This window comes from Microcoleus sp. CAWBG58, from assembly GCF_020883045.1.
Taxonomy (GTDB): Bacteria; Cyanobacteriota; Cyanobacteriia; order Cyanobacteriales; family Microcoleaceae; genus Microcoleus.
Genome location: NZ_JAHRFA010000060.1, coordinates 1 through 13,258, shown reverse-complemented (window position 1 = coordinate 13,258; position 13,258 = coordinate 1). Strand labels below are relative to the sequence as shown.

Here is a 13,258-nt window from a genome sequence, read left to right as displayed (position 1 = left end):
GAAGAAGGACTAAATTCCAGTTTGTAGTGAGGACTTCAGTCCTTTTTTCTTTGTCGGAAGAAGGACTAAAGTCCTCACTACGAACCTGTCGGAAGAAGGACTAAAGTCCTCACTACGAACCTGTCGGTGAGGACTTCAGTCCTTTTTTCTTTGTCGGAGGAAGGACTAAATTCCAGTTTGTAGTGAGGACTTCAGTCCTTTTTTCTTTGTCGGAAGAAGGACTAAATTCCAGTTTGTAGTGAGGACTTCAGTCCTTTTTTCTTTGTCGGAAGAAGGACTAAAGTCCTCACTACGAACCTGTCGGAAGAAGGACTAAAGTCCTCACTACGAACCTGTCGGAAGAAGGACTAAAGTCCTCACTACGAACCTGTCGGAAGAAGGACTAAAGTCCTCACTACGAACCTGTTAATGCAGCAATTCTTCTAGTTTTTGCTGGTTCCATAAATACTGATACAGCCCTGTTTCCTTTACCAATTCTGCGTGAGTGCCGCTTTGCACTATTTCTCCCTTTTCCATGACAAATATGCGATCGGCACTGGCGGCTGCTGACATTTGGTGGGAGATGAAAATTACGGTTTTGCGATCGGTTCCGGTTGCCAAGTTCTGCAAAATATCGGTTGCAGTTTGATTGTCAACGCTGGAAAGAGCATCGTCTAAAATTAGCACGGGAGCGTCAACTAACAAGGCTCTAGCTAGTGCTGTTCGCTGTCTTTGTCCGCCGGATAAGGTAATGCCTCGCTCGCCGACAACTGTTTTGTACTGTTGCGGAAAGTTGAGAATTTCGGGGTGGATTTGTGCTTGTTTGGCGGCTGCTTCAATCTCTGGCTCTTCTGCTAAAGGATTGCCGTAGCGGATGTTATTCTTGATGGTAGTACCGAACAAAAAGCTTTCTTGGGGCACGTAGGCGATCGCCCCCCGCAACTCCCTCAACTTCACTTCCGTAATATCCTGTCCGTCTACAAACAACTCGCCCGGATCGATATTCAGCAAGCGCGGCAGGGCATTAGCCAAGGTTGATTTGCCAGAACCGATCGCCCCAACAATCGAGACTGTTTCGCCCGGTTTGATGGTAAAATTGACATCTTTGAGCGCGGGTATCTTAGCGCCTGGATAGGTATAATTCAAATTGCGAGCGACTATTTCACCTTTGACGGGACTTGGCAAGTCCGCTGCATCCGGAGCATCCTTAATTTGCGGTTCGACAGTCAAAATTGATTCTATGCGATCGACACTGACTTCTCCGCGCTGGTAAGCAGTAATTGTGAAACCCAACAGCGCCGTCGGAAATACCAAACGCTCGACATAAATTAGCAGCGCCACAAAATCGCCGATGCTAATTTCGCCCTTAGCAATTGCTCCGCCACCCGCAGAAAGCAGCACCAGCAAACTGATGCTTGCCAAACCGCCCAGCAGTGGAAAAATAAAGTTTCTAGTTTGGGCTAATGTCAAATTGGCTGATAGCAACTTGGCGTTACAATCGCGAAAAGCTCGACGTTCATTTTCTTCTTGAGCATAGATTTTAATTACGGACATTCCGCTCATATCCTCTTGAATTAAATCGCTCATTGCCGAGAGTTCTTCTTGCACGGCTAGTTGCTGGATGCGAAGTTTGTCGCTAAATAACTGTACCAAAACTAGCATTAATGGATAAACTGCGATCGCCAACAGCGTCAGCCGTATATCAATCCCCAGCATCACGGGCAAAGTCAAAGCATAAGCAAAGGCTGTATTCGCCAAACTCAGCACTGCAAAACCCACCAAGCGGCGAATATTGTCCAAGTCGGAGGTAGCGCGATTAATTAAATCCCCTACCGTATTGGCAGCAAAATAAGAGGGTTCTAATGTTAATAAATGATTGAATATTTGCTGTTTCAGGTCAAATTCTACTTGACGCCCGACGCCAAACAGCAGAATCCGCGATGCCATCCGAATTCCCCACATGATTGAAGCTAGTACAAGAATCAGTATCACGTAGTTGAAAACTTGGTCAAATTTAGTCGCAAATTGGAGAGTATCAACTGCATTCCGAATTAGCAGGGGAATGTAAACGCCTACAGCATTGACAATAAATAAGGAAAAAACGCCCCAGAATGTGGGTTTCCAGTGCGGGTGCATATAAGAAATCAGTTTTTGCAGTCGAGAATAACGAGCCATAGGTATAACAGTTGACAGTTGACAGTTGACAGTTGACAGTTGACAGTTGACAGTTTTCAGCTTGCCCGCTCGCTTAGAGAAAGGTTGACAGTTGACAGTTTTCAGTTTTCAGTTGACCGAAGGAATAGGGTATAGGGAAGCTATATTTAAAGGGAAGCATCTCAGTTTTGCATTTTATAGTGCTGTCCCCGCTCGCGAGTTGTACAATACGCGAGCTCTTAAGCTCGCACTATCATTAAAAATGCTTTTTACAAAAATGAGATGCTCCCTATTTAAAGGTTACTTGTTACCAGAAAGAGCCTTGAAACCAGTTACAGAAGACGGAAGTTAAGAATTTTTTGCATATAAATTCTACTTGTTACCAGGCAGAGCCTTGGAACGAGTTAAAGCCGATCGCCCGAAATACCACAAATCTCATTATATCTGCGGGTAAAGCGCAGTGCCGTCTTCTACTCACACAGACTTCTCCCCCAAATCCGCCCCCGCCAGCCCCACACTCCTGAGGGGCACGCTACAATCTAAAGTCGATCGACTTAGCACTCAGAGTCAGAGAGTGCTAAATTTGCTAATGTAAGCGCAAGGAGACAAACATGACCAAAATAGTTGCATTTAGCGACAAATCTCGGCGGGCACTCGAACGCGGCGTCAATCAACTCGCCGATGCAGTCCGCATCACTTTGGGCCCCAAAGGCCGGAATGTCCTGCTCGAAAAGAAATTCGGGACTCCCCAAATCGTTAACGATGGTATCACCGTTGCTAGGGAAATTGAACTCGAAGATCCTCTCGAAAATGCTGGCGCTCGCTTAATTCAAGAAGTCGCCTCCAAAACTAAAGATATCGCAGGCGACGGCACCACCACCGCTACCGTGATTGCCCAATCCCTCATTCGCGAAGGTTTGAAGAATGTCGCAGCAGGCGCCAATCCAGTCGCACTGCGCCGCGGGATTGAAAAAACGATCGCCCACTTAGTCCTAGAAATCGCTAAATTAGCGAAACCAGTCGAAGGATCTGCCATTGCTCAGGTCGCCACTGTCTCCGCCGGTAACGACGAAGAAGTCGGCGACATGATTGCTCAAGCAATGGAAAAAGTCACCAAAGATGGCGTCATTACTGTTGAAGAGTCGAAATCTCTGTTGACAGAATTGGAAGTTGTCGAAGGGATGCAGTACGATCGCGGATATCTTTCCCCGTATTTCGTCACCAACAACGATCGCATGGAAGTTGAGTACGAAAACGCTCGCATCCTAATTACCGACAAAAAAATTAGCTCGATTCAAGAACTAATTCCGCTTCTTGAAAAAGTTGCCCGCACCGGTTCACCGCTGATCATTATCGCCGAAGATATTGAAGGTGAAGCTTTGGCAACTTTGGTCATCAACAAAGCACGCGGTGTATTGAATATCGCAGCTACCAAATCTCCTGGTTTTGGCGAGCGACGCAAAGCCATGCTACAAGATATCGCCGTTCTGACCGGCGGTCAACTGATTTCTGAAGAAGTCGGACTCAGCATTGATACCGCAACACTAGAAATGCTCGGTACCGCCCGCAAAATTACGATCGACAAAGAAAACACCATCATTGTCGCTGGCGACGAACACAAAGCAGACGTGTTATCACGGATCGAGCAAATCCGCAAGCAGCTAGCAGCGACGGATTCTGACTACGACAAGGAAAAATTAACCGAACGCATTGCCAAACTTGCTGGCGGTATTGCTGTAATTAAAGTAGGCGCAGCTACCGAAACCGAACTCAAAGATCGCAAACTCCGCATTGAAGACGCCCTCAACGCTACTAAAGCTGCTGTGGAAGAAGGTATCGTCGCTGGAGGCGGCACGACGCTGATTCACCTGATTACAAAAATTGATGCCATCAGAAGCACTTTAGACGCTGAAGAGCAAATTGGTGCTGATTTGGTTGCAAAAGCTTTGGAAGCACCTTTGCGTCAAATCGCTGATAATGCCGGTGTGGAAGGTTCGATCGCGATCGAGCGAGTGCGGGCTAGCGAGCAGAACATTGGCTACAACGCTCTCACCGACGTTTACGAAGATATGATTGCCGCTGGAATTATCGATCCGGCTAAGGTAGTGCGATCGGCTTTACAAAATGCCGGTTCCATTGCTGGCATGGTTTTGACCACTGAAGCTGTAATTGTCGAAAAACCCGAGAAGAAAAAAGCTGGTGGCGACATGGGCGACATGGGCGGCATGGGCGGCATGGGCGGCATGGGCGGCATGGGCGGCATGGGCGGCATGGGTGGCATGGGCGGCATGGGCGGCATGGGCATGATGTAGTCCATTATTGTCAACTTAACGTCTAATGTTCCGATCCCCCCTAGCCCCCCTTAAAAAGGGGGGAACCGGAAGCACTCAAAGTCCCCCGACTATCAGGGGGGATTTAGGGGGATCCCTCGGATAGACGATTAAGCCCTCCGATCCCCCCTAGCCCCCGTTAAAAAAGGGGGAACCGGAAGCACTCAAAGTCCCCCTTCTTAAGGGGGATTTAGGGGGATCTCACCTCGATAAAAGCGAGATTTATCAATGGTTCCAGCCTTGAGTTGACACTAATGTCTGCACCCCCTCTCTCTCCCTCTCTCCCCATCTCTCCCCCCCTGACAGGTGTAGGTTTTCCCCTAGCAAAACCCAGCAAATCTAGACAGTGCAACGGTTTTGGAAAGTGGCTTACTGGAAGCATCAAACTCTTATGGGATAAGGCTTTTACTAAAAAAACTGCACCTGTCAGTCTCTCCCCCCCCCCTCTCCCCATCTCTCCCCCTCTCCCTATCTCCCTATCTCTCCCCCAACTGTCAACTGTCAACTGTCAACTGTCAACTGTTGAACCCCTCTCCCTTTTGTATCCGATGCGTCTTGTTGAAAAAAAGAGCAGATGCTCTAATTAAGTTATATTCCAAAACATACTATTTCCTGAAATTTTTTGTATTATAGGGAACGGGCCGAAAATTGTACCGGGAACGCCAGCAGTAAAGTGCGAAAAAATATTTGAGTGAGTTAAACTAACTTTAGGAAAAATTTAAAGCTTAACTTGCAAGTGATCAAAAAATACCCATGCAGGAAGTTATCAACTCGTTACAGTCTTTTTTCTCTGACTCTGTTGATGCTTTCCTAGAGTGCGATCGACAGCAAAAGTACATATCGATTAATCCTGTAGCTGCTGCTTGGATGGGATTGGAGCCGGCTGAAGCAGTCAACAAAACGAATCGGGAATTGTTGAAATTATATCCCAATAATACAGCTCTAAAAAATATAATCTCTCAGATTGATTCCTGCCTGCAACAAGTATTTATCACAGGGGAAAAAAAGCTGGCAATTCACGAGGTGACGGCGGCAGACGGGGGGATTAAAATCTACGAAACGGCTTACACGCCAGCGCTGGATGTCTCTACCAACCAGATGCGGGTTTTGGGTGTCGGTAGAGATATCACCAGACACTACCGCTGGCAGCAGCAGAAAACTCAACAGTTGCGTCGCTCGAATCATTTACTGTGGTTGAATGCAGCTAACAGTCCCCTGGCAATGGTAGGCTGGGATGAGAATTTTCGGATCGTTCAGTGGTCGAAACGTGCTGAAGAAATCTTTGGCTGGACTTCCGATGATATGCTGGGCAAGCATTTCGGCGATTTGGATTTGGTTTGCGAGGACGATCGAGAGGCTGTAAGCGCGATCGAACTCGAACTAGCCTCCGGTAACGGCAATACTTCAATCAATCAAAATAAAACCAAATGCGGACAAGTTATTTGGTGTCGTTGGTTCAACTCGATTATTCGCAGCGGCGACACTTTTACAGTGCTTTCTTTGGTGGAAGATATCACCGATCGCAAACGGTTGGAAGCAGAAAAAGCCCAAGCTTCTCGCCTTACAGCAATGGTAGCCGATGTCGGTATTGCCCTCACCAAACACCCTCAAGATATCCTGCTTCCCTGTTGCGAAGCAATGGTACGAAATCTCGATGTCGCCTCTGCTGAAATTTGGACTTTTAACTCTCAATACAATATTTGCGAGTTGCAAGCAACCTCTGGAATCTACAGCCGCACAGACGAGGTTGCTAGATTTATTCAAAATAAGGTTAACTCGATCGCCCAACAGCAAAAACCACTATTTGACTGTCGATTTGAACTGAATCATTTGGGGCTAGAGGAGCAAGAATGCGGGGAAGCCACGCCAGCACACAGTTCGCAATTAGCAATTATCGACAGCAGTCACGATCGGGGAAATTGCCAAATCCCCAAGCAAATTCTTACCTTCGCCGGCTATCCTTTAATTGTCGAAGAAAGGCTAGTGGGAGTCATGGTAATTGTCAGCCACCAGTCGCTGACAGTACCCTTTGAAGAAACTTTGGGATCGGTTGCCGATGTCATCGCTTTAGGCATCGAACGCAAGCGTGCAGAAGCTGAATTAAAATCAGCTAGAGGGTTCCTCAATTCCGTAGTAGAAAATCTGCCCTTGGGAGTTTTTGCTAAAGATGCTTCTTCGCTAAAATTCGTGCTGTGGAATAAGGCGGGGGAAACGATCGCAGGTGTGACATCTCAAGAGGCGATCGGCAAAAATGACTATGATATTTACCCGAAAGAGCAAGCTGATGTTTTTACCGCTCAAGACAGGGAAATATTAACCAGCCATCACAACCAATCTCTGGTTAAAGAAATAGCCGAAGAGCCGATCCAAACTCGCCACAAAGGTATGAGAATACTGCACACCCGCAAAGTGCCAATTCTCGACGCTAAGGGCGAGCCTCAGTACGTTTTGGGGATTACAGAAGATATCACCGAACGCAGGCAGGTAGACGAAAGCGTGCGTCTATACGACCAAATTGTCGAGAATATGCAAATTGGTTTGTACGTCTACCATTTGGAAAATATAGACGATGATACCACCTTGAGGGCGATTGCCTCGAATCCCGCTGCCACTAGGTTTACAGGGCTAGAAATGGCCGACGTTTTGGGCATGACAATCGACGAGATTTTTCCGCATTTGCGATCGAAAAACATTCCCCAAGCATTTGCTGAAGTAATTCGCACTCAAAAAGCCGTAGAAGTTGAAGATATTGACTGCGACGAATCAGGAAAAATAACTCTTGCTTTTTCTATTAAAGCTTTTCCGTTACCTAACAACTCCGTAGGCGTGGCATTTGAAAATATTACAGCTCGCAAGTGCCTGGAAGTAGAACTGCAAGTAGCATTGGCACAAACCGAACGTTCGGAACAACTGCTGCGGACGGTAATCGACAAAACCAGTGACTGGATTTTTGCCAAGAACAAACAATTTCGCTATATTTTAGCCAACAACAGTTTAGCCGAAGCGATCGGTAAAACAGTCGAAGAAATAATTGGCAAATCAGATTTAGAATTAGGATTCTCAGAAGAGCTAGTATTTGGAAACTCCGCACAAAATCTCCGAGGATTTCGCACAGATGATTCTGCTGTACTGGCAGGCGAAATCATCCACAATCCCTGCGATGCTGCAACTGTTGCTGATGGTTCAATACATATTTTAGATACCAAAAAAGTCCCTCTACGCGATGCTGAAGGTAATATATTTGCAGTGCTAGGTTTTACTAACGATATTACAAAACGCCATGAATCGGAAGCAGCTTTGCGTAGGAGTGAAGCCAGATTTAGGTCTTTGGTTGCTAATATTCCTGGAGTGGTTTATCGCTGGCGTTGCGATTTTTCTACAAGTTTTATTAGCGAGGCAATTTACTTAATAGCGGGCTACCCGGCTGGGGATTTTATTTCGCGTTTGGACAGCAAAGGCAGAACTTTTGCTAGCATTATTTACCCCGAAGATTTGGCAAAAGTAGAAGCAACTATTCGGCAAGGAATAGAAAATAAACAGTCTTATAATTTAGAATACCGCTTGCTAGCAGCAGACAGCACGGTTAAATGGGTGTGGGATAAAGGTTCTCCAGTGTTCGACGCCGATGGGAGCGTTTCCTGTTTGGACGGGGTGATTTTGGATATTAGCGATCGCTACTACGCCCAAGAAGCATTGCGCCAAAAAACTTCTGAGTTGGAATCTGTTTTTCTAGCATTGCCGGATCAGTATTTCCGCCTCAATGCTGACGGAATTATTTTGGATTATTTGTCAGGAAATTCAGCGGATTTGTATTTGAATTCCGACTCTTTTCTTGGCAAACAAGTGACCGATATATTGCCAACAACCGCCGCTAGCCAGCTAGAAGAGGCTCTACTGGAAGTTGCCGAAAATAGAACTCCAGTTAGTCTAGAGTATTCCCTATCCATGGCGTCTGGGGAAGAAACCTATGAAGCGAGATTGCTACCTTTTAACTCGAATCAGGCAATAGTTATCGCCCGCAATATTACCAAGCGCAAACAAGCCGAATCAGAATTAAAAGATAAAAATCGCGAACTAGAGCAAACCTTGCAACAATTAGGCCGGACTCAAGCTCAATTAATTCAAGCAGAAAAAATGTCGAGTTTGGGACAGCTAGTTGCCGGAATTGCTCACGAAATCAATAATCCTGTTAGTTTTATTTACGGCAATATTATTCACGCTAACGAGTATGCAAAAAATTTGCTGCAATTGTGTAGTTTGTATCAAAAAAATTACCCGCAACCAGTAACGGAAATTGCGAATTTTGCTGAAGAAATAGAAGTAGAATTTATGCAAGAGGATTTCCCGAGCCTGCTGAATTCAATTGAAAATGGAGCCGATCGCATTCGCGAAATTGTTCTGTCTTTGCGTAATTTTTCCAGACTGGAAGAATCTGATATTAAGCGTGTTGATATTCACGAAGGAATTGACAGCGCTCTATTAATTTTGCAACACAAACTCAAAGAAAATGGTAGAAATCGCCCGATTGAAATAGTCAAAGAATATGGTATGCTACCACCCGTACAGTGCTATGTCGGACAGTTAAATCAAGTGTTTATGAATATACTAAGTAATGCGATTGATGCTTTGGCAAATATCAGAAATAGAAAATTGGAATTGGCGAGTGCAGCGGATGGGGAACGGCAAAATTTTTCTACTTTACCTTTGGCTTGTGACGCATTTCCTTTGATTCGGATTCGCACGGAGGTTTTGGAGAACAATCGGGTGGCGATCGCAATTTCGGATAACGGGTCAGGAATGGCAGAGTCTGTTCAATCTCGGATATTTGACCCGTTTTTTACTACTAAACCAGTCGGTAAAGGTACTGGTTTGGGGCTGTCTATCTCCTACCAGATTGTGGTGGAAAGACACAGGGGCAAGCTGGACTGTATTTCCGCGCCCGGTGGTGGCACTGAATTTGCGATCGAGATTCCTATTAAGCAAAGGTAATTAGTCAGTTGACCTGGGACAGTTGACCTGGGACAGTTGTTATTTAAAATTGATGGTTATACTGGAAAAATGATAGTCTAATTAAATGTTCCAAAACTCGGAAATATCAACATGGTATACAAAAGCATACATACTTCTAGTGCCGTTCCCAAACCAATTAAAGATGATGATGATTCCTATGTTGACTATTTTTATGACGATCCAGGAGCGATGCCGGGAACTCTCGACTTAGAACCCGATGCGCCACCTCCTGAGATTATATTAATTGACTATTGCGAGACAGGAGCTAGCCGCGCCGAGTTGGCAAATCCTAGAGAAGCTGCTGCCTATTTAGATACAGAATCTGTTTCTTGGGTGGATATGTTGGGATTGGGAAACAAAGAAACCTGGAGACAAATGGGCGAAGTATTTAATTTGCACGTTATGGCTCAGGAAGATGTAGTTAATGTTCCTCAACGACCGAAAGTTGTAGACTATGAAGAACACCTTTTAATCATTGCTTGGATGGTGATGATTAAACCAAATTCAGATAATTTTCATAAAGAACAAGTAAGTTTTATTTTGGGCAAGCATTACCTGCTAACTGTTCAAGAAGAACCGGACTATGATTGTTTTGACCCGGTGCGAGTTCGCATTCGCAAAGGACAAGGAACTATTCGCAAGCACAAAGCAGATTATCTGGCTTATACTCTCCTAGATTCGATTATAGATGGATTTTTCCCTGTATTAGAAGTTTACGGAGAGCGGATTGAAGAGTTAGAGGATGAAGTGGTGGTGCGCCCAACGCGAAAAACTCTTGAAAAAATTTATAAAATCCGGCGAGAATTGCTGACGCTGCGCCGCGCCATTTGGCCGCAGCGGGATGCAATTAATGTTTTGATTCGCGATAGCAGCGATTTGATTAGTCCTGAGGTGCGAATTTATCTGCGCGACTGTTACGATCACACGGTGCAGGTGATGGATATGGTGGAAACTTATCGGGAGTTGTCTTCGGGTTTGATGGATGTTTATCTGTCTTCGGTTGGCAATAAAATGAATGAAATTATGAAACTGCTGACGGTGATTTCGAGTATCTTTATTCCTCTAACTTTTGTGGCGGGAGTATACGGGATGAATTTCAATACAGAGAAATCACCGTTGAATATGCCGGAACTGAATTGGTATTTTGGCTATCCACTTTGTTGGGGGCTGATGCTAGCGATCGCCTCTACTTTAGTTTACTTTTTTTGGCGGCGCGGCTGGTTTGAGAATTTTTCTACTCTTAAGGATGACTGAGCCCAGGAATTCGATAAAATGCGATCGCCACCCAGGACATTTTTCGGGAGAGGGCGTTGATATAGCCTTTCGCTCTCCCATATGAGGTACTCATGGGCGAAGCGAAGCGGAGAGATGGGGCATAGGGCATGGAGCATGGGGCATAGGGCATACCTCACTTTTTTGAGAAAGGCTATATATGTTTGTTACAATACTTCGGACAGTTTTTCTATGGCCCAATGACTTATCCTCGCTTGACTTTGAGCCACTGTGGATAATTAAATCAAAGTCATGTCCACCCCAGACGCGGCATTTAATTCGACTTTTTCATGATCCTTAGCCTGTAAAGCTTGTAGTATCGTTCCAAGAACTGTCCGGAGTATTGTTTGTTATACCAGTTGAAAAAAATGCAACTGTGGCACGCGCGCTGACAAGAGTGAAACCCGGTTTCTACGAGATTTTGTGTTTGTTGACGAGAAATATAGGAAGAAACCGCGTTTCTAGCTCCTGGTTGCAGCCGTGTCATAAATCTAGGTATAGCCTTTCTCAAAAATATGAGGTATGACTGACAGCTTATATAACCACTAAATTAAGAGGGCTCGCATCCCAACAACGTACCTCACTTTTTTGAGAAAGGCTATATCATCGATCAAAACTTCTTAAGCTCCCAGATTCAATTCTGCAAGTAAATCTAAAATCTAAAATCTAAAATCGCTGGCTTCCTGTACAATAAATCTGGGGAAAAAGTAGGCGCAGGCGGTTGCGGATTAGCGGAAGCTGGTCTGAGGAAAGTCCGGGCTCCCGAAAAACCAAACTTGCTGGGTAACGCCCAGTGCGAGCGATCGTGAGGATAGTGCCACAGAAAGATACCGCCCCCCATTTAGAGATTGGAGATTGGAGATTGGAGATTGCATCAAAAATCGATCGTCAAAAATCGCAAAGTGTTAGGGGTAAGGGTGCAAAGGTGCGGTAAGAGCGCACCAGCAGCATCGAGAGGTGCTGGCTAGGTAAACCCCGGTTGGGAGCAAGGTCGGAGGGACTATGGTTGGTTTTTTACCGGTTCCGTTCTTTGGTACCGCTTGAGGCGTCTGGTAACAGGCGTCCCAGATAGATAACTGCCCTCGAAAACTGCTTGCAGTTGAGAGAACAGAACCCGGCTTATGTCCGACTTTTTCCCCTCCAATTTTTCGGTAAGGTTCGCCCATCAGCACCCACAGAAATATTTGGGTAACTGAACATTTGGTTTTGTAATGACAAGCTTTTTTATTAAAATGAATTTGATATTCTTTTCAACAATTCATGCTACTTTATACAAGCTCCCAACCCGGATATTATTCAGCAAGCGAAATCTGCAATTATAAAATATTATCTGAAGATTCAAGTCTAAAGTATAAAAAACTAAATCCTAAATCTAAAATCTAAAATCGTATGATTTATCCAGGTCGCCAAAAGCAACTTGAAATATTAATTGAAAAATTGGGGCTGCCGAAGGATGCTGCGATCAAATGGCATCTTGTAGATTTGGCTTTGACTCATGCTAGTGCGTCTGCTAAGGCAAATTACGAGCAATTAGAGTTTGTCGGCGATGCTGTGGTGCGGCTGGCGGCTTCGGAATTGTTGTTTGAAATTTATCCTGACTGTGCGGTGGGGGAATTTGCTGCTATTCGATCGATCTTGGTGAGCGATCGCATCCTTGCTAAAATCGCTGACAGTTACGGGTTCGATCGCTATTTAATCGTTTCCAGCAGCGCCGCCTCGGACAAAACAGGCGCAGTGCCCAGACTGGCAGATTCTTTGGAAGCCTTGCTGGCCGCCCTTTATTTGAGTGCCCAGACGTTAGAATTAGTTCGCCCTTGGCTCGATCCTCACTTTCAGCGCCTAGCGGCGGAAATTCGCAGCGATCCCGCCCGCCAAAACTACAAAGCTGCCCTCCAGGAGTTGACTCAAGGCAAGTATAAAACTTTGCCCAAATATAGCGTGCGAGAAACCGGGACAGTACAGGGCGGCGAGGATCGTTTTACCGCCGAGGTTCACATTCAGGGAGAGTTGGTAGCAGAGGGAAAAGGTCGATCGATCAAAGCGGCCGAACAAGCAGCGGCTCAGGCAGCTTTTAATAAATTAGTTGATTGTCCGTAATTGAGAATTAAAAAAAATGTAACAAACAAGGTTCGTAATGAGGACTTTAGTCCTTAAGGGGAAGGACTGAAGTCCTCACTACAAACCTACGTTTATGACCCTCGTTATAACCCACATTCCGCACCCCCAACTGGCACATACACGGATTGAGGGGGTAAAAGTGAATTATCCGAGATCGAGCGTGAGCAAAAGCACCCAAAAGATCTGTGCAACAAAGCATCAGCCAGTTAGGAATCCCTAAAAATTGAGGTGAGGCGTGAATTAAATATTCTTAACCCAGAAAACATCAATAACTGTAGTTTAGACTAAAAAATGAGCGCAGCTAAAAGTAGCCACCTTTGAAGCTCAGGCAAGCAGTTGCTCAAAAACTCAAAAAGTAGAAGATTAAATAGCTAATCTTGAAGACTTTTTGCGCC

The 13,258-nt window shown here is 45.3% G+C and carries 6 protein-coding genes and 1 other RNA gene; 6 read left to right on the top strand and 1 reads right to left on the bottom strand.

Annotated elements, in window-relative coordinates:
• Nucleotides 1-405: 405 nt before the first annotated feature.
• Nucleotides 406-2,154 (bottom strand): ABC transporter ATP-binding protein, encoded by a 1,749-nt coding sequence (locus QZ918_RS23200; RefSeq protein ID WP_293338751.1) that lies wholly within the window; start codon nucleotides 2,152-2,154, stop codon nucleotides 406-408.
• A gap of 590 nt (nucleotides 2,155-2,744) precedes the next feature.
• Between QZ918_RS23200 and groL the strand changes: the two genes are divergently transcribed.
• From groL to rnc, 6 genes are all read left to right on the top strand, one after another.
• Nucleotides 2,745-4,445, top strand: a complete 1,701-nt coding sequence (gene groL / locus QZ918_RS23195) for a chaperonin GroEL (protein ID WP_293338749.1) — start codon at nucleotides 2,745-2,747, stop codon at nucleotides 4,443-4,445.
• 272 nt (nucleotides 4,446-4,717) lie between these two features.
• Nucleotides 4,718-5,050: a hypothetical protein gene (locus QZ918_RS23190; protein WP_293338747.1), complete on the top strand. Its 333-nt coding sequence runs from the start codon at nucleotides 4,718-4,720 to the stop codon at nucleotides 5,048-5,050.
• Between the two features lie 166 nt (nucleotides 5,051-5,216).
• On the top strand, nucleotides 5,217-9,452 hold the full coding sequence (locus tag QZ918_RS23185) for a PAS domain-containing protein (protein WP_293338745.1): 4,236 nt from the start codon (nucleotides 5,217-5,219) through the stop codon (nucleotides 9,450-9,452).
• Nucleotides 9,453-9,563: 111 nt separating this feature from the next.
• Nucleotides 9,564-10,727: a magnesium/cobalt transporter CorA gene (gene corA, locus QZ918_RS23180; protein ID WP_293152187.1), complete on the top strand. Its 1,164-nt coding sequence runs from the start codon at nucleotides 9,564-9,566 to the stop codon at nucleotides 10,725-10,727.
• Nucleotides 10,728-11,449: 722 nt separating this feature from the next.
• Nucleotides 11,450-11,882: RNase P RNA component class A (rnpB, locus tag QZ918_RS23175), an RNA gene on the top strand.
• A 252-nt stretch (nucleotides 11,883-12,134) separates the two neighbouring features.
• On the top strand, nucleotides 12,135-12,842 hold the full coding sequence (gene rnc / locus QZ918_RS23170; RefSeq protein WP_293152190.1) for a ribonuclease III: 708 nt from the start codon (nucleotides 12,135-12,137) through the stop codon (nucleotides 12,840-12,842).
• Nucleotides 12,843-13,258 lie beyond the last annotated feature (416 nt).